Here is a 16570-nt window from a genome sequence, read left to right as displayed (position 1 = left end):
CTTACATAAAGAAAAATATTTATGTTTTTTATGTATGAATAAATACATTACCATATATTTCTCATCATCCTTTTCATAAAAATGTTTATCCTTTAATATAACCGGTAATAATATAACCAAGCTCAAAGAAAAGACAATCCTAAAGGAGATGAATGAAAAATGGGCTTTTTATTATACCTTATTGTAGGTGGCATCATTGGATGGCTTGCTGGATTAATTTTAGGCAAGGATATCCCTGGAGGAATAATTGGTAATATCATCGCAGGTATAATTGGGGCATGGCTTGGCGGAGCAATATTTGGTGACTGGGGTCCTGATGTAGCAGGTATTGCAATTGTCCCAGCATTAATCGGATCGTTAGTTCTTGTTTTCGTATTAAGTCTAATATTAGGTTCTATGGCAAGAGGACGTCGAAACACTTAATATATTTAATGAGCGGGAGGTCAGGCCTCCCGTTTTTTCTGTTCCTATTTTAAGTTTTTATACAGATTTACATAATGCATAACATCGTCCACGTATTTATCACTATGGTTATATGCAAATATTGCTTTTCTAATTTCCCCGTCTGCAGCCCCGCTTTTCGATAGAAAATTTGCGGCACTATATATAGCGTCTTCAATATCCCATGGATCTGCTTTACCATCTCCATTAGCGTCAATTCCATAACCATTATATTTTTTGATAATTTCAGGATTCATTTTATCCTCTTCTGGGATTTCCCCTTGTCCAAGATCAGAACACGTGGGATGCGACCACCCTACAAAAGTGCATGGCATGAATTGCATATGACCTTCAGCACCAACTGGAGATAACATTGGGTCCATTGATGAGAAAATAGTTTCCACTCTATGAATGGCTGCCAGTAAATACCATGGAACACCAAATTTTTCTTCAGCAGAATAGTAAATTGGAATAAATTCCTCAGGAATGATAGATCGTTCAGGTTCGGATTGTTTGGGTTTATTATTAGAATAAATCCCTAACATAATAAATGTGAGAATAGGAATAAATAGAATAAGCAAAACCATTCGCTTTCTTTGAGATTGGTTCTTGCCTGATTTATTATTTTTGCTTATTTGCTTCACCTACATTTCTCCTCCTAATTTCGAAAAGAAGATCAATTTGTTACAATGGTCAAATTATCTCGTAAATAATGAATTGCCTGATACAGATGAGCAAATGTTTTCATTTGGGAGAAATCTAGTCCTAAACTAATGCTCGTTTGTGCTATTTCTGGTCTCATTCCTGTGATAATCATCGATATATCCAGTAAGCGAAAAGTTTCTCCAAGTTGAAATATTTGATTAGCAACCATAGTATCTAAAACCGGTACTCCTGATAGATCAAGAATTATCCATTCTAACTCCATTTCACTTGCTTTATTCAAACTAGTTTCAAGCAATTTTGATGCTCGGTATGTATCTATTTCACCAACTAAAGGGATAATTCCTATTTTTTTATCAACCTTAATAACTGGTGTACCTAATTCAAGAATGGTTTCTTGTTGAGAAGTAAATATGTATTCATAATCATCCATATATTTTTTAGTGACTAGTTGTGTTGCTTTATCAAATTTCTTACTTATTATCCGAACCCATTTTATAACCATATTACCTGATATTTCATCTCTATTTCCCTCAATAAACTTTTCAATATAAGAATAATAAATACTCCTAAAGATTGAAAAGTTAACAATAACATCATAAAGAGGTGTTGCGGTACGTGTCCTTGCAGATGCAATAGAGGTTGCCCATTCTTGTAAAGATTCCTCTTTCCCAAATAGATTATTTGTTAATGTTAAACAAAATTGTTTATTCATAAGGCGCAATTGACTATAAACGTCCGAATCTTTTGGTTGTGCGTATACTCCCGTACCGCTTGTATAAGCTTGATTTATCCATTCTGAAGTCATATTCGACGCATGGGTGTTCAAATATTCATACATTTTCTGTTCTATATGATTCATGGTGAGATGATCTTCCTTTCTAAAATATTTCCAAACCAAAGGTATAATTTTTATTATGGGAAAAACAGAAAGAAATCGCAAGTTAATAAAATTTATATCAAAAATATAAAGATAAACATTTTTTAAAACTTACAAGCAGTTTAGAACCATGGGAACCTTATTTAATGTCCTTATAGTTCGTTAACTGAATCTGGGGAAACGGCGGTCATGGGAGAGTAAATATTTTATTCCTGTAGGAAAAGTTCCTCAAAAATTACTAGGTACTAGACGGAAACTTAACCCACGGTTTCAATTATTATTTCCTCTTAAACAAATTAAAAAGCACCTTAGCATATTCGCTTAGGTGCTTTACGCTTTAATCTTCTAAAAAAAGAATTATTTTGCCAGCATCCAAATCTTCCATATAGCGATCAGTAAGTTCTTCATTTCCCATTGATAAAAACATATTCCGTAAATCCCCATTATTCCCAACAAATGCAGATGCCATTGGACCGGCCGCCATTATAGGTCCAGTACCTGGGACTGACATTCCCGGTACTGCAACACCTCCTCCAATACCAGCAAGGAAGCCTCCTAATATTCCGAATGCCCCTTCATTAGCAGGATGTTGTTCATCAACATCCATTTTCTCAGTTAAATAATCAGTTTTACTCTCGTCTTTTGCTAAAACCGAGAACTTTTCTCGGTCAATACCTTGAGTTTCATATTTTTTAATTTCATTTATTACTTCTTGCTGACTGTCAAAAATCCCAACTATTTGAGTTCCCATGTGTATCACTTCTCCTTACTTGATCTATTGGGCAATTTTGCATACCGTGCCTTTGTTTAAATTACCCTCTTCTCAAATAATTAAAACAAGGAGTTAATCATGCAAAAAATCTAGGAAAATTAACTATGTTTTATTCTTGTCTACACACTCACTTTCACAAGAACATAGAATACTTCTAAGGAGGTGTATATTATGAGTCTGAATAACAGTACCGTCTCTTTATATCTCTCATGTATTTTAGCTGCCTATGCTTTAATTGGATTAGTCGTTATTTCAAGTGTATCAAGCCTTCTTGGAGCTTTAGCTACTATCTTGCTAACGATTGCGGTAATTGTAGTAGTAATATTTGCTTTGGCAATCATAATAACAGGATTAATTAAGTTATTTTCTTCTTTTAAAGGTTAGACGTTAAAAGCGGTCAGAATTTACTGACCGCTTTTTTGAAGATATATAATTTTTAATGCAACCAGTAATATTAATCTTAGTCAAGCTTTAGGTGCGATTTGCTTGAGACAAAACTCCGTGAGTTATTAATGTATATATTAACCTAGTTAAAAATGGATAGTTTTTACATCTGGTTATTCTTCCTGCAATGTTTAACCCTCCAGAGAGTTACAATGTTACGTGAAACCATCTTACTTTCGTAATCGTTAATTATTTGAAAATGATAAACTTCAAAAACTTTTAACAAATTATTTATTTAAATATGATATGGTAATAATAGTGATTGAAAGAAACGGGGTGGTATAGCATTGGGAATAACAAGTATTGCAGTATTACTAGCAGGTGTCATGTTTGTAATGTTCACTGCCGCTGTTATCATTTTTATCGTATTCCTTAAAAACCAAGAAAAAAATAGAAATAAAGATTGAAGACCTGTCTACATTATCAACAGGTCTTCAATCGTTTTATTTCCTCCACTTACGTATCATAATAATATTCATCGAAATGGATGCTAGAAGTATTAAGAAGATGAAAATTCCAATAATAGAATATTCAAGTTTAAATGCAAAATAAGTAAAAATTGCTAGACTTACCGTAATAATCCATCCAAATACTAATGTCATAACGAAATATGTCTTTTCCAATAAATCACCTTCAACCTATAAATTGAAATTCTGTCTTGCTTCCATTATGGTCAGCGAACACTTCCAGCCTTGCATCAATTCTCTCTTTTAACTCTGGGACATGTGAGATAATTCCAACAAGCCTTCCACTGCTCTGTATATCCATTAACGCCTCAATCGCTTGATCAAGAGATTCGGGATCCAATGTACCAAATCCTTCATCAATAAACATTGTTTCTAAAGATACCCCACCAGCATATTCTTGAACAATATCAGCAAGACCAAGCGCAAGTGCTAAAGCGGATTTAAAACTTTCACCACCGGAAAGAGTTTTTACATGACGTTCTTGTCCAGTATATTGATCAAACACTAGTAATTCCAATCCACTTTGAATATTTCCCTTTGAGCGATTTTTTTTACGTATTAATTGGTATCTTCCGTTTGTCATCTTTATAAGGCGAACATTTGCAGATTCTAATATTCCATCCAAAAAAGAAGCAAGTACAAAGCGTTCAAAAGAAAGCTTATATGTATTTTGGCCCCTCGTAATATCTGCCAAATGACCTACCAATTCATATTCACTTTCTAAATCCTTAATTTGTTGATTTATCAAAGTTACTGATCTTTTGATTTCATTATTTTTTTCAATCTGAATATTTAAATGGGAATATTGCTCTCCAAATAATTGAAGAATTTTTTCGCTTTCTATGAATGCATCTTGCAAGCTTTCCAAGTCCGGCTGATCTTTGTTTTCAAGTCGTGATTCATAATCTGACAACCTATCTGCAATTGACCTTAGTTCCTCATAGAACTGTCTAACCATATTATCCAGTTGATTAATTTCATTAACATTCTTTTTAGATTCACTATAATGCTTGAATGATGTGAATTTTTCCTCTTCTAATTTTTCTAAAAAGATGTTACGTTCAATTTTTAATGTTTCTGAAACAGACTTGATATTATCTTGTAGAGTATTAATTGTACCCTTAACTAGCGCCACTTGCTCGTTATTTTTCGTAACAGACTCTCTCGCAGTTTTTAAAGCATAATCCATTTTTTTTATTTCATTTTCAATGTATGACACTTTTTTATTATACTTTTCTATGTCTCTTAGCTCTTCTGGAATAGTAAGACTAAGATTTTCAAGAATTAGAACTGATTCTGAATGCATAATAGAAAGATGACGTTCTTTTTCTTGCAAATGTTCTAAAGTTAACCTTACCTCTTCTATCACTTCTCTATGTTGTGAAACGATTTTTTCAATGGCAGGTATTCGTTTTATTTGTAATCTATGATTACTTAATACTTCACTCGTTTTCGAGAGCTGCAGTTCATAATCAACCAAAAATACATCTTTCTCTTCTATTGAAAAATGAGGGATAGCATCTAATGTTTTATTTAATGTATCATCAATTTGATTCCTTAATACATCTGATTCTGCGCTCATTATCAACCATTCTCTTTCTATGTGAGAGTGGTATGAAAAAGCGGAATCAACATTTTCCTGAGCTGATTTAATGTCTTTATCATCAACTTGGAAGTTTTTATCTATTGCTGGATTGGGATGTTTTAATGACCCACATACCGGGCAAGGCTGTCCTGAAATTAATGAAGTAGCAAGATGTCCGGCTTGTCCAGCATTCCATTGATTCTCTATTATTTTTAATGATTCTTTAGCGTCATCTACAACTTTTTTGGCGTGTTCTAGTTCTGACTTTTTTATGCTTATCTTATCCTCTAACGAAGTATGCTTCTCGATAAAGGCATTTAGCGTTTGTAAATATCGTAACCCACTTTCTAATTTTACGACTTCTCTATCTAATTCAAAAGCTTTAATTTGAAGCTTCTCTAGTTCCTTTAATTTGTTTTCCTGTTCCTGTAATTCTTTCGATTTTTCTTCTAATTTCCTTTTGGTAATGGTCATTTGATTTTGACATTGTATTAGGTCTTTCTCCGACTTTATAACATTAGCTTTTCTTGAAGCATATGAAATAACGCCTTCCCGCATGTTCTTAAGCATTGATAGTTCACTAAATAATTGATCTCGTTTACTTGCCTTTTGTTCTTCCAAGTGGAGTTGCTCATATGCCTTGTTTAGTTGAATTTCAAATTGTTCTAATTGACTACTCTCAGATTTGATACGTACTTCGAAATGTTCTAGGTCTATTTTTAATCTTTGACACAGTTCTTCTTGATGCTGGATTTTATTAGCTTTGTGAGCCATGTCAATTTCTTTTTTTGCTAAAACAATGTCTTCCTCTTTGTTTAATAATGCTCTCTTTTTTTCAAGGAGCTCATCTCGAACCTTCATCTGCTTTAATAAATCTTCCGCTGCATCAACAAGACGTTTAGCTTCGTCTCTATGTAACTTTTGTTGCTCCATTTTATTTTTCATTAAATCTTTTTCTTTTTCCATCTTAATGATTTGATCTTCTAATAATAATAAAATATTCGTGTCATTAAGTTGGTCTGCCTGTAATGCTTCATCTAATTGCTCATTCTGTTTGTATACAATGTTTTTTAAAAGGCGGCTTCTTTCTGTTATCCCTTGCTCAACTTCTCTTTTTAGATTACTGGCTAATTCTTTTAATTTTTCTTCAATTTGTTTGTAAAGTTCCGTATGAAAAAGCTTTTGCAAAATAGCTTCCTTTTCCTTACTGTCAGATGTTAATAGTTTACGAAATTCGCCTTGGGGTATCATCAAAATCTGTCTAAATTGATTGGCATCTAATTGAATGATTTCCTTGATTTTTTCATCAGTATCCCTAACATTTGCAGCAAGTAGCTTTCGTTCCCCGGCAGGATCAATGATATATAGTTCTGCTTTCGCATTAATAACCGTATAACCTTCTCCGCGACTTTTTTTCTTTTCTTGTTGAGGTGATCTCAATATGTAATACGTATTGCCTTTTAATGAAAACTCAAGTGAAACTTCCGTTGTGAGGTCATCTTGGGCAAATTGACTCCGTAAATCAGCGCCAACACGATCGTCTCCACTGGCCCTACCATATATGGCAAAACTAATTCCATCAAAGATGGTCGTTTTACCCGATCCAGTTTTACCTGAAATTACAAACATCGTATGGTTTTCAAGCTTTGAGAAATCGATTATTTCTGTCTCTGCGTAAGGTCCGAAAGCTTGCATCATTAATTTTAATGGTCTCATACAAGCACCATCCCTTTTTTCACATCATCTATCATTTGTGCCATTAAGCGTCTTTTTTCCTCAGAGAACTCACTTGTGGTCATTTCTTGATAAAAATCATTAAATAATTCTAATTCAGATTTTTTCTCAAATCCACTATTTGTAAAGGAGTGTTTGTTCTTTAAATCATAAAGTTCAATTCTTCTTTCCAAATGCATGACATTCGGATAAATTTGCCTAAGTTTATTAATAGGGTCGATTAAGGCACCTTCATTTAACAATGTAACCTTTAAATAGTCGTCTACTTTTTGGTGTTGATAGAAACTAACATCTAATAGTTCTTCCAAATAACCGCTTATTTCCCTCATATCCTTTTGTGGATTAATCGTTTTTTCCTGTAACACATATGAGCCATCTTGATTCATATCGATAATAGAAACACTCTTTTTATGATTTACTTCTGAAAATGAATACTTTAACAGCGATCCTGAATAACGAACTGAATCGTGTTTAATTGCGTCCGGGCTATGTAAATGACCTAATGCCGTATAGGAAAAAGGTGAAAAATGGTCTATCGAAACGCAGCCGGATCCCCCGACAGATAACGTTCGTTCGGAATCACTTGTTTTTCCACCTAATACAAAAGCATGTCCGACAAAAATATTTGGTTCGTTTGGATTTATACATTCTTCAATTTCAGAAACTATCCTCTTCATAGCATCATCATGTGAAGAGATAGATTGATCTTGAAAATATTCCCTAATAATACCTGGTTCTGTATATGGAACTAAATAGAAATTTGCTCCATTTATATGTATCGGTTTAAAACTTTCTTCTATTTTTCCATTAATGTAAAGATTGCTATGTTTATACCAGGAAGATCCAAATGAAAGTCTTTCCGCACTGTCATGGTTTCCTGATATTGCTAGAATAGGAACATTTAATTGTACATTTATTTTAAACAACATTTCTTCTAGAAGACTCACTGATTCAGTAGGAGGCACTGAACGGTCGTAAAGATCCCCTGCAATTATAATTGCGTCCGGGTTTTCTTCTTCGATAAACTGCACAAATTGGTTTAAAACATATCTTTGATCTTCAGTCATGTACACTCCATGAACAAGCTTACCCAAATGCCAATCGGCCGTATGTATAAACTTCATCCGCCCCACCCCTTTAACACTTTTCTACTATTATACCAAACATATAGATAGGGGTTATCACAAAAATATAAGTTCCCTTTTTTAAATTCAGATTGTACATATACATTTCCGGAAAATTTATATTATATCTGTTCACCTTTTATATTACTCGCTTGTCATTAAGTTTTTTCTTTCGCTATAATGTATACGAGATGGTTTGTTTTGAAATGAGGTGAAATGTATGGTTCTTTCTGGTTGGTTTTTGTGGTTTATTCTTTTTTGGGTAGTGGTTCTCATATCTTTAATGGGGATAGGCGGTTTTTTTATGTTTCGAAAGTTTTTAAAAAGGTTGCCAAAACAAGATGGAAAATCAGATATGGATTGGGAAGAATACTATGTTGAAAAAACGCAAAAACTATGGACTCCAGATAAAAAATCCTTACTTGATGAACTAGTCAGCCCAGTACCTGAATTGTTCAGAGATGTTGCAAGACAAAAAATTGCAGGAAAAATAGGAGAAATTGCGTTAAAAGAAAGAGTAAAGAAAATTGATTTAGATGTGTTAATCAGAGGCTATATAATGGCAACACCAAAAAGAGATCATAAATTTTTAAAGAAGAAGCTTGCCGAAATGAATATTGATGCAACACCATACGAACATTTGTTTTTATAGAGGATATTAGGTGATCTATATGAAGTATTTGGCAGTGGGAATCGGCGGAATCATTGGAAGTTTATTACGTTTTTTTGTCAGCAATATTCATTTTGGTCTATCTGATGAATACCTTCCATTAGACACTTTGATCGTTAACCTACTAGGTTCTTACTTACTAGGACTCTTAACAGGGCTTTACAGTCGTTTTCCTAAATTGCCCTCCTATATACAACTCTCCATAGGAACCGGATTGATCGGTTCCTTTACCACTTTTTCTACATTCAGTAATGAAATGGTACAATTGATGCTAGACAAGCTTTACATGCAAGTCTTCATATATTTCATTGGAAGTTTTATTGGTGGATTAGGAATGGCATATATAGGTTTTTTGATCGGTTCCGGAGGAAAGTGGAAGAAGGTAATGAGTGAATGACAATACTTTATGTTGCCATAGGTGGGTTCTTAGGTTCAATTGCCCGATATACTTTTAGTAAGTTTATTAAGATTAGTGAATCGCAATTTCCTATTCCCACTTTTATAGTGAACATTATTGGTTCCTTCTTCCTGGGTTTTATTATAGGAGCATCTATACCGACAGGAATGAATCTTTTTTTCGGTATTGGTTTTTTAGGATCCTTTACTACTTATTCAACATTTATGGTTGAAAACATGAAAATGATTTTAGAGAACAATTATAAAAAGATGTTCTTGTATACTTGTTTAAGTTATATTATCGGAATTACTTTCGCCCTTGGAGGACTTACAATTGGTATATCAATAGGAAAATAAAAAAGCAGCTTAAGCTGCTTTTTTTCATGTAGTAACAAGTTTTTTATATTGTATGAACATCGCGATTCGCCAAGGGACAATCATTCCAAATGCCAATATCCAAAACATCCCACTTAATTGGCCAACATCGATTTGCTGGCTTAAGATGGATTTAGCTACAATTCTTATAATAAGTAAAGCGATTAATATAAATGCAAATGCTTTAGAGCGTTTTAAATATACCGCATTATCACGTACTTCAAATTTAGAAGTTTTTATTAGTAATAATGAAAAAAGTATTCCTACAATGCTTGCTTCTACAATCTCCATGCCAGTTACTCGAAAATAGGGCGATACAAACATAAGAGCACCCGTACTCATAAAAACAGGTGGAAGGATAATTTTCTTAGCAGAAACAGGCTTATGCGACGCCTTCATTCGAATAAAAATGACTCCAATACTCATCATGACGGCTAAGATTGAAGGTATTAAAATTTTCAATTCCATCATCCCTTAAGTCTGTAAAATATTTGACTTGAAAATTATACACGAAGATACTATAAATTGAAACAATATATATCTGCCATAATTAAAAGCCTACAAAATCACCAAATAACATGGATAAAACACTAATAATTAAGGTCATACCATCAAAGAAAAGGAGAATACCGACTAAAATCATAATGTACCCACCTATTTTCATGATCTTAACATTATGCTTACGAATCCAATTCATCCTTCCTATAAAGAAAGAAAGAATAAAGAACGGAATTGCAAAACCGAGAGTGTAGGCAATCATGTATAACATTCCTGAACCCGGGTTAGATGCTGCTAGGCTGATAACCATCATTAAAATTGGGCCTGTACATGGCGTCCAACCAGCGGCAAACGCCATGCCGATTAGCGATGAACCAACATATCCTGCAGGACGATGTTTAAATTCAAAACGGCGATCCTTCATGAGAAATTCCGGCGAAAAGATACCTGTTACCATTAATCCGAAAAATACTATAAAAATAGCACCAATTTGTCTAATTAAATTTTGATATTCCTGAAAAAAATTACCTATATATGAAGTACTAAATCCTAGAAAGACAAAAATAATAGAGAAGCCCAATAGGAAAAAGAGCGTATGAAGCATACTTCTACGTCTAAACATCGCATTTTCATTTTTTAGTTCACTTACAGACATACCTGTAATATATGATAAAAATGCAGGGTATAGTGGTAGGCAGCATGGCGATATGAAGCTTAGGAATCCTGCTCCCAAAGCCAAGAACAAATTAATATCTCCGGTCATTATATGACAACTCCTAATATCTTTTGCATTCATTCTATCAAATATTTGGCCCCTACTGTCACTTATCGATTGTGAATCTTCTGTGTCGAATAAAAAAAGTTGTTATAACATTAATAAATATGTTATTATCGTCTTAATACCTTTAAGTTGATTTTTTCTATTGAAACGTTTTAATCATTCATTCGTATAATTACTATACATATTTTTATACTACATACTTATAAAACGAAATGAATATGCCTTTATAAAATATAATGAGGAAACAAATTTCATCATAGAAAGGATAATAGACTATGTCAAATAAACAGCTTCTTGCTAAAATTGAAACAAAACGTCAACAATTACTTTCAGTCGCTGCTCAAACCGGTTTGACATCGACATTGTCTCTTCAGTATAGTATGGAACTGGATACTCTAATAAATCAGTATTTACTATTAAAAAAAGCGTGATTAAGTTTTTACACTTTAATCAATAAGTCAGTGGTAAAACTATGGAATATTTGAAAAACAGTAAATTCAAGTACAAAGTAATAATAAAAAAACGGATGCCTTCATAAATTTTTATGGCGTCCGTTTTTTCATATCCATGAAAAGATATTAATTATTTCATTTGTTTATTCATCGCACTCATCATTTGATTGATTTTCTTTTGGGATGGCTTCATGCCCATTTGCATCATCATCATTTTTAACATTTGTTCATTAATCGGTGGGTTTTTCTTAAGATAATTCATCATATATTTACGGGCAATAAAGAAGCCAAGTGCCACGCCTGCTAAAATTCCCACAAAAGCCCAGAAAAAATACCAAAACATCCTTTTTCCTCCTTCAAATTGTCTACACCTCAGTTTACTAAATACCCGAATATTATACAATAATGTATGACGTTTTCATACGAATTTTCGTTCTTTAATAGGTTTTACCCAACCATACTGATCATTTTCAATATCCATTGCTAGAAAACGGCCATTAAATTTCCTCAGCACCTCAAAAAATATCGATTCACAGGCATAGCTTCCCCAAGCTTTTAATTGTAAACAATGTTCGCCTATCGATAATTCAGCACCTTGATGAAGGTTCGTATTTTCAGTACAATAAACTTTTCCTTTTATATAAAACTCCTTATTTTCGACCGAGTGAGCTAGATGTTTATGTAGATCTAAATATGGCAATGGTTTCGTTATGTATCTAATTTGTTTTTGAACTATTTCCTTCATTTCGCCGCGTAATCTTCGCTCGGCAATGAAAAGTTCTACAAATTTACTTTCTCTACCATAAAAAAAATCTGCAAATTCATCCTCTATTAAATATATTAGATAGATTCTCATATCATTTTCACTCCTCAGTCACCTTTCCTCCTATTGTAGACGAGGTTTTGTAAAATAATTGTCTAAAGTTGTACGAATAATTAAAAATAGTATTTATTATCTACTTCATTCTTAAATATTCTTTAAAGATTTCATAATTCCTGCGTATTTCGATGAAAAAAGAGAGGAATTTTTTCCTCCCTTTTTACAATGACTTTTATTTTTGTAATAGATTTTCCACTTTTGCTACTACATTTTCGACAGTGAAACCATATTCTTCAATCACTTTTTCACCAGGTGCTGATGCTCCAAATTTATCTATTGCTAAAATGTCTCCTTCATCACCTGTATATCTTTCCCAACCAAATGATGAACCCATTTCAATTGCCAACCGTTTTTTAACGGAACGCGGAAGAACAGATTCCTTATATTCTTTTGTTTGTGCTTCAAAGCGATCCCACGAAGGCATACTTACAACAGAAACATTAATGCCTTTTTGAGCCAGAGCTTTTTGAGCTTCTACTGCAAGATTCACTTCAGATCCTGTTGCAAGCAATAATGCATCTACATTTTCCTTAGAAGGAGAAATTACATAGGCACCTTTTTCTACTCCATCTCTTGCATTTTCAGCAGTACCTGGCAATGTAGGTAAATTTTGACGAGTTAACACTAAAGCAGTCGGTTTATTATTAGATTCAATTGCTAAACGCCAAGCTGCCGCAGTTTCATTTGCATCACCTGGTCTAATGATTGATAAGCCAGGCATTGCTCTTAAAGATGCTAGCTGTTCAATTGGTTCATGGGTAGGTCCATCTTCCCCCACCGCGATACTGTCGTGTGTCAATACATAAGTGACTGGAAGCTCCATAAGTGCTGCTAATCGAATGGCAGGACGTAAATAATCAGAGAATACAAAGAATGTACCGCCAAACACTTTTAATCCGCCATGAAGAGCAATACCGTTCATGGCAGCGGCCATACCGAATTCTCGTACTCCAAACCAAACATTTTTACCTGAAAAATTATCTGCACTTAAATCAGTTTCTCCATTGATCATTGTGTAGTTAGAGCCAGCTAAATCTGCAGCTCCTCCCAATAAATGAGGGAAGTTTTTCGCAATGCCATTCAAAGCTTCATTACTTGACTTCCTAGTAGCAAGACTTTTTCCTTCTTCGAATACCGGAAGATCTTTATCCCAACCATCTGGCAATTTCCCAGAAATCGCTGTTTCAAGCTGTACAGCAAGTTCAGGATAATTTTCCTTATATTTCGCAAATAGACTTTCCCATTCAGCTTCCTTATCCTTACCATTTTGAACAGCAGTCTTTTCAAATACATCATATACTTCTGATGGAACATAGAAGTCTTCTTCAAATGTCCATTTATAATACTCTTTCGTTAGTTTCATTTCGGACTCACCTAACGGAGCACCATGAACAGCTGATTTTCCTGATTTATTTGGAGATCCGTACCCAATTACTGTTTTTACTTCAATTAGGCTTGGCTTGGAAGTTTCTGCTTTAGCAGCTTCAATCGCTTTTGCGATTTCCTCCAAATTGTTCCCATCTTCAACTTTAATGTAGTGCCATCCATAGGCTTTGAATCGTTCACCTACATTTTCAGAAAATGATTTATCCAACTCTCCATCAAGAGTAATATCATTGGAATCATATAATAAAATCATTTTGCCAAGCTTTAAGTGTCCTGCAAGGGATGCAGCTTCCGAAGCTACCCCCTCCATTAAATCTCCATCACCACAAAGTGCATATGTATAATGGTCGACAATATCATATTGATTTTTGTTGTACACAGCTGACAAATGACGTTCTGCTAGAGCCATACCAACTGCCATAGCAATTCCTTGTCCAAGAGGACCAGTTGTTGCTTCTACACCTGGAGTGTAACCATATTCCGGGTGACCAGGAGTTCGACTTCCCCATTGACGGAAGTTTTTCAAATCTTCAATTTCAACTCCATATCCCGATAAGTGGAGCAAACTATACAGTAACATCGAACCGTGTCCTGCAGAAAGAACGAATCTATCGCGATTAAACCATGCAGGGTTCTTAGGATTATGGTTCATAAAACGTGTCCATAAAGTATATGCCATTGGCGCAGCACCCATTGGTAAACCAGGGTGACCTGAATTTGCCTTTTCGATAGCATCAATGGAAAGCGTTCTAATTGTGTTTATCGCTAGTTGATCTACTTTTTCAAACATTGACAACAACCTTTCTATCTAATTTTACATATATCTATAATAATGATAAATGATTGATTAAACAACCATTTTTAAAAATTGTGAAAGTTAAACAAGAAATGATATGAAATTTCTTAATCAGAAATTAATGCAATTTTTTCAAGGATTGTATCTTTTTAACTTTATCCGGTGTAACATCTTCCCCTGTTTCATCAAAAACTCTTACATTTTCAATTGTTTTTCTCATGGATGAACGAAAAGCTTTTAAATATTCTGAGCGCAAGCTAGATTGTTCCTTAGCTTCTTCTTTTGTAAGACCTTGTTCTTTTGCTTTTTTTGCTAATTGATTGATTCTCGCTAATTTTTCATTTGAAATCATATTAATAACTCCTTTAATAAAAGGTTTGTAAAGATTAAAATTAATCGTACTAAAAAAAGAGGGAGACTACAAATCATCTGCCCTCTTTGAAATATTTTCATTTTTTGCTGAATACTCTATATATCTTCTATGTACAGTTGCTTTTGAAATATCGTATCCAAAGCCTCTCATGGTTGCAGCAATTTCATTAAACGTAAGTCCATTATCCCTTAAACGGATAATTTCTTCTAGGGGAACCTCCTTTCTTTCCCTTCCTTCGATATTTCCTCGTTTTTTTAAGTTCTTTTCGGGACGATATCCTCTTTCAATTGCTTTTCTCATTCCGCGCTTTATTTTAATATTATGTAGTTTTCTTTGGTATTCCTCGACCATGCTAACAATATTTAGTACCATTGAATCAGTTTCAGAGAGCTGTAATTCCCCGTTATGTGAAAGATTAAATAATTTCACACCCTCTTTATATAATGTATGAAGCAATGCAATTTTTGCATTTCCTCTTCCTAATCTTGTTTCGTCTTGAATCAATACGGCATCAATAGAGTTAGATTTAATTTTTTCAAGTAGAGTCAAGATGCCGGGTCTATCGAGATCATATCCGCTAGATCTGTCGCAAACTACCGCATCTACTTCCATCCCCCATGTTTTTGCTGCAACGAGCAATTCTTCTTCTTGCCTACTAATAGATGTTTCCTGTGTTTCTTTTTCCGTACTTACTCTGCAATAAATAACTGCCTTCATATTTAGCTTTACCTCATTTCTCTTCAAACGCTAGCTCAATCTTATCATTGGATTTATTTAAAAAGGAACCGGTCACGACGAGCTGATCTCCACCTTTGATTGTGGTAGATTTTAATTGATTTTGCTTTTCTAATAGTTTCATAAAATCTGAAGTAGTCATTCCAAAACGCTCAGCATTCTTTTGAGAGATTGACCAAAGTGTATCACCATTTTGAACATTAATTACGAATTCTGTATGATTTTTGCTATCTCCACTAAATAATAAATAAAATCCCATTAACAATGTAACTAGGAAAAATAAAATTACAAAAGAGTATTTTTTCCATATTGAAATCATATATATTACCTTCCTTCGAATGTATGTTCTTATTTATTATGATTGTAATACGAACGCCTGTTTGTTGTCAACCAAAAATTCGAACTTATGTTTGTATACATGGTGAGTACATGATATAATGAGGTTAAGTTATTAATGAGATAAAGGAGAGTGAGCATAATTGATAAAATTATCGAAAAGGCAACAAGATATTCTTGATTTTATAAAGATGGAAGTTAAATCAAAAGGGTATCCACCTTCTGTTCGTGAAATCGGGGAAGCAGTTGGACTAGCATCCAGTTCAACTGTTCATGGGCATCTTGCTCGACTTGAGAACAAAGGATTAATACGTCGTGATCCTACTAAACCAAGAGCAATTGAAATCATCCAGCCAGAAGATGATTCAATTCCACGTCAAAATACAATCAGTGTTCCTTTAGTTGGTAAAGTAACAGCAGGTTTGCCGATATCTGCAATTGAGAATATTGAAGAGTACTTCCCTCTCCCTGAACAGCTTGTTCCTTCTGACGACCATGTATTTATGCTTGAAATTGTTGGAGAAAGTATGATAGAAGCTGGAATATTAGATGGTGATTACGTAATCGTACGCCAACAAAGTACCGCTAATAATGGTGAAATCGTAGTTGCGATGACGGATGAAAACGAAGCTACTGTTAAAAGATTTTTTAAAGAAAAAGATTATTTCCGTTTACAACCGGAAAATTCAAACATGGAACCGATTATTCTGCGTGATGTTTCTATTTTAGGAAAAGTGATTGGACTATATAGACAAGTTATACATTAATAGAGAGTAATAGAG

General features: G+C 33.8%; 21 protein-coding genes. 7 read left to right on the top strand and 14 right to left on the bottom strand.

The annotated features are described in order from the left end of the window. The first annotated feature begins 159 nt into the window (after positions 1-159). Positions 160-423 (top strand): GlsB/YeaQ/YmgE family stress response membrane protein, encoded by a 264-nt coding sequence (locus MT489_RS02810; RefSeq protein WP_244679979.1) that lies wholly within the window; start codon positions 160-162, stop codon positions 421-423. A 44-nt stretch (positions 424-467) separates the two neighbouring features. On the opposite strand, the gene MT489_RS02805 is transcribed toward MT489_RS02810, so the two are convergent. The 3 genes from MT489_RS02805 to MT489_RS02795 all read right to left on the bottom strand — a co-directional run bounded on the left by MT489_RS02805 (position 468) and on the right by MT489_RS02795 (position 2735). Then, on the bottom strand, positions 468-1085 hold the full coding sequence (locus MT489_RS02805; RefSeq protein WP_244679978.1) for a lytic transglycosylase domain-containing protein: 618 nt from the start codon (positions 1083-1085) through the stop codon (positions 468-470). Positions 1086-1117: 32 nt separating this feature from the next. Continuing rightward, the gene (locus tag MT489_RS02800) at positions 1118-1966 is read right to left on the bottom strand and encodes an STAS domain-containing protein (RefSeq protein ID WP_244679977.1); all 849 of its coding nucleotides are present in this window, start codon (positions 1964-1966) and stop codon (positions 1118-1120) included. A gap of 355 nt (positions 1967-2321) precedes the next feature. Continuing rightward, positions 2322-2735 carry a general stress protein gene (locus tag MT489_RS02795; protein WP_244679976.1) on the bottom strand — a complete coding sequence of 138 codons (414 nt, stop codon included), beginning with the start codon at positions 2733-2735 and terminating at the stop codon, positions 2322-2324. Positions 2736-2927: 192 nt separating this feature from the next. Here MT489_RS02795 and MT489_RS02790 point away from each other — a divergent pair, with 192 nt between their 5' ends. After that, on the top strand, positions 2928-3140 hold the full coding sequence (locus tag MT489_RS02790) for a hypothetical protein (protein ID WP_244679975.1): 213 nt from the start codon (positions 2928-2930) through the stop codon (positions 3138-3140). A 503-nt stretch (positions 3141-3643) separates the two neighbouring features. Here the strand turns inward: MT489_RS02790 and MT489_RS02785 are convergent. From MT489_RS02785 to MT489_RS02775, 3 genes are read right to left on the bottom strand one after another with little or no spacing between them, the layout of a single operon-like run. Beyond that, positions 3644-3823, bottom strand: coding sequence for a hypothetical protein (locus MT489_RS02785; protein ID WP_244679974.1), 180 nt, complete (start codon positions 3821-3823; stop codon positions 3644-3646). A 10-nt stretch (positions 3824-3833) separates the two neighbouring features. After that, positions 3834-6968 (bottom strand): AAA family ATPase, encoded by a 3135-nt coding sequence (locus MT489_RS02780; RefSeq protein WP_244679973.1) that lies wholly within the window; start codon positions 6966-6968, stop codon positions 3834-3836. Then, complete coding sequence (locus tag MT489_RS02775; RefSeq protein ID WP_244679972.1) at positions 6965-8110, bottom strand: exonuclease SbcCD subunit D; 1146 nt, start codon at positions 8108-8110, stop codon at positions 6965-6967. Before MT489_RS02775 ends, MT489_RS02780 begins: the two co-directional genes overlap by 4 nt. A 220-nt stretch (positions 8111-8330) precedes the next feature. On the opposite strand from MT489_RS02775, the gene MT489_RS02770 reads away from it, so the two are divergent. The 3 genes from MT489_RS02770 to MT489_RS02760 are packed head-to-tail and all read left to right on the top strand — an operon-like array spanning position 8331 to position 9533. Beyond that, positions 8331-8762 (top strand): DUF2621 domain-containing protein, encoded by a 432-nt coding sequence (locus tag MT489_RS02770; protein WP_244679971.1) that lies wholly within the window; start codon positions 8331-8333, stop codon positions 8760-8762. Between the two features lie 19 nt (positions 8763-8781). Beyond that, entirely contained in the window at positions 8782-9177 is a 396-nt protein-coding gene (gene crcB, locus MT489_RS02765; protein ID WP_244680617.1) for a fluoride efflux transporter CrcB, read from the top strand. After that, positions 9174-9533 carry a fluoride efflux transporter FluC gene (locus MT489_RS02760; protein WP_244679970.1) on the top strand — a complete coding sequence of 120 codons (360 nt, stop codon included), beginning with the start codon at positions 9174-9176 and terminating at the stop codon, positions 9531-9533. The genes crcB and MT489_RS02760 overlap by 4 nt, the downstream gene beginning before the upstream one ends. Positions 9534-9557: 24 nt before the next feature. Here MT489_RS02760 and MT489_RS02755 read toward each other — a convergent pair whose 3' ends face one another. Further along, on the bottom strand, positions 9558-10022 hold the full coding sequence (locus MT489_RS02755; protein WP_244679969.1) for a CcdC family protein: 465 nt from the start codon (positions 10020-10022) through the stop codon (positions 9558-9560). Positions 10023-10101: 79 nt separating this feature from the next. Next, on the bottom strand, positions 10102-10812 hold the full coding sequence (locus MT489_RS02750; RefSeq protein WP_244679968.1) for a cytochrome c biogenesis CcdA family protein: 711 nt from the start codon (positions 10810-10812) through the stop codon (positions 10102-10104). A gap of 293 nt (positions 10813-11105) precedes the next feature. Between MT489_RS02750 and MT489_RS02745 the strand changes: the two genes are divergently transcribed. Next, positions 11106-11261 carry an aspartyl-phosphate phosphatase Spo0E family protein gene (locus MT489_RS02745; protein WP_244679967.1) on the top strand — a complete coding sequence of 52 codons (156 nt, stop codon included), beginning with the start codon at positions 11106-11108 and terminating at the stop codon, positions 11259-11261. A 151-nt stretch (positions 11262-11412) separates the two neighbouring features. Here MT489_RS02745 and MT489_RS02740 read toward each other — a convergent pair whose 3' ends face one another. The 6 genes from MT489_RS02740 to yneA all read right to left on the bottom strand — a co-directional run bounded on the left by MT489_RS02740 (position 11413) and on the right by yneA (position 15771). Then, positions 11413-11625, bottom strand: coding sequence for a YneF family protein (locus MT489_RS02740; protein ID WP_244679966.1), 213 nt, complete (start codon positions 11623-11625; stop codon positions 11413-11415). A 75-nt stretch (positions 11626-11700) separates the two neighbouring features. Next, positions 11701-12138, bottom strand: a complete 438-nt coding sequence (gene sirA / locus MT489_RS02735) for a sporulation inhibitor of replication protein SirA (RefSeq protein WP_244679965.1) — start codon at positions 12136-12138, stop codon at positions 11701-11703. A gap of 196 nt (positions 12139-12334) precedes the next feature. After that, positions 12335-14338: a transketolase gene (gene tkt, locus MT489_RS02730; protein WP_244679964.1), complete on the bottom strand. Its 2004-nt coding sequence runs from the start codon at positions 14336-14338 to the stop codon at positions 12335-12337. Positions 14339-14462: 124 nt separating this feature from the next. Further along, positions 14463-14696, bottom strand: a complete 234-nt coding sequence (locus MT489_RS02725; protein WP_244679963.1) for a DUF896 domain-containing protein — start codon at positions 14694-14696, stop codon at positions 14463-14465. A gap of 66 nt (positions 14697-14762) precedes the next feature. Beyond that, entirely contained in the window at positions 14763-15434 is a 672-nt protein-coding gene (locus MT489_RS02720) for a YneB family resolvase-like protein (RefSeq protein ID WP_244679962.1), read from the bottom strand. Between the two features lie 13 nt (positions 15435-15447). After that, the gene (gene yneA / locus MT489_RS02715) at positions 15448-15771 is read right to left on the bottom strand and encodes a cell division suppressor protein YneA (RefSeq protein ID WP_244679961.1); all 324 of its coding nucleotides are present in this window, start codon (positions 15769-15771) and stop codon (positions 15448-15450) included. A 160-nt stretch (positions 15772-15931) separates the two neighbouring features. On the opposite strand from yneA, the gene lexA reads away from it, so the two are divergent. Next, complete coding sequence (gene lexA / locus MT489_RS02710; RefSeq protein ID WP_244679960.1) at positions 15932-16555, top strand: transcriptional repressor LexA; 624 nt, start codon at positions 15932-15934, stop codon at positions 16553-16555. Positions 16556-16570 lie beyond the last annotated feature (15 nt).

The organism is Lederbergia wuyishanensis (assembly GCF_022900255.1).
GTDB lineage: Bacteria > Bacillota > Bacilli > Bacillales > Bacillaceae_C > Lederbergia > Lederbergia wuyishanensis.
The sequence above is the reverse complement of the archived record's forward strand: the minus strand, read 5'-3'. Positions and strand labels throughout refer to the sequence as shown.

What these genes read in the sequence shown, in the direction of transcription:
- MT489_RS02810 (WP_244679979.1), top strand. Translation starts at nt 160, where the DNA reads ATGGGCTTTTTATTATACCTTATTGTAGGTGGCATCATTGGATGGCTT.
- MT489_RS02800 (WP_244679977.1), bottom strand. Translation starts at nt 1,966, where the DNA reads ATGAATCATATAGAACAGAAAATGTATGAATATTTGAACACCCATGCG.
- MT489_RS02795 (WP_244679976.1), bottom strand. Translation starts at nt 2,735, where the DNA reads ATGGGAACTCAAATAGTTGGGATTTTTGACAGTCAGCAAGAAGTAATA.
- MT489_RS02790 (WP_244679975.1), top strand. Translation starts at nt 2,928, where the DNA reads ATGAGTCTGAATAACAGTACCGTCTCTTTATATCTCTCATGTATTTTA.
- MT489_RS02780 (WP_244679973.1), bottom strand. Translation starts at nt 6,968, where the DNA reads ATGAGACCATTAAAATTAATGATGCAAGCTTTCGGACCTTACGCAGAG.
- MT489_RS02775 (WP_244679972.1), bottom strand. Translation starts at nt 8,110, where the DNA reads ATGAAGTTTATACATACGGCCGATTGGCATTTGGGTAAGCTTGTTCAT.
- MT489_RS02770 (WP_244679971.1), top strand. Translation starts at nt 8,331, where the DNA reads ATGGTTCTTTCTGGTTGGTTTTTGTGGTTTATTCTTTTTTGGGTAGTG.
- crcB (WP_244680617.1), top strand. Translation starts at nt 8,782, where the DNA reads ATGAAGTATTTGGCAGTGGGAATCGGCGGAATCATTGGAAGTTTATTA.
- MT489_RS02760 (WP_244679970.1), top strand. Translation starts at nt 9,174, where the DNA reads ATGACAATACTTTATGTTGCCATAGGTGGGTTCTTAGGTTCAATTGCC.
- MT489_RS02755 (WP_244679969.1), bottom strand. Translation starts at nt 10,022, where the DNA reads ATGATGGAATTGAAAATTTTAATACCTTCAATCTTAGCCGTCATGATG.
- MT489_RS02750 (WP_244679968.1), bottom strand. Translation starts at nt 10,812, where the DNA reads ATGACCGGAGATATTAATTTGTTCTTGGCTTTGGGAGCAGGATTCCTA.
- MT489_RS02745 (WP_244679967.1), top strand. Translation starts at nt 11,106, where the DNA reads ATGTCAAATAAACAGCTTCTTGCTAAAATTGAAACAAAACGTCAACAA.
- MT489_RS02740 (WP_244679966.1), bottom strand. Translation starts at nt 11,625, where the DNA reads ATGTTTTGGTATTTTTTCTGGGCTTTTGTGGGAATTTTAGCAGGCGTG.
- sirA (WP_244679965.1), bottom strand. Translation starts at nt 12,138, where the DNA reads ATGAGAATCTATCTAATATATTTAATAGAGGATGAATTTGCAGATTTT.
- tkt (WP_244679964.1), bottom strand. Translation starts at nt 14,338, where the DNA reads ATGTTTGAAAAAGTAGATCAACTAGCGATAAACACAATTAGAACGCTT.
- MT489_RS02725 (WP_244679963.1), bottom strand. Translation starts at nt 14,696, where the DNA reads ATGATTTCAAATGAAAAATTAGCGAGAATCAATCAATTAGCAAAAAAA.
- MT489_RS02720 (WP_244679962.1), bottom strand. Translation starts at nt 15,434, where the DNA reads ATGAAGGCAGTTATTTATTGCAGAGTAAGTACGGAAAAAGAAACACAG.
- yneA (WP_244679961.1), bottom strand. Translation starts at nt 15,771, where the DNA reads ATGATTTCAATATGGAAAAAATACTCTTTTGTAATTTTATTTTTCCTA.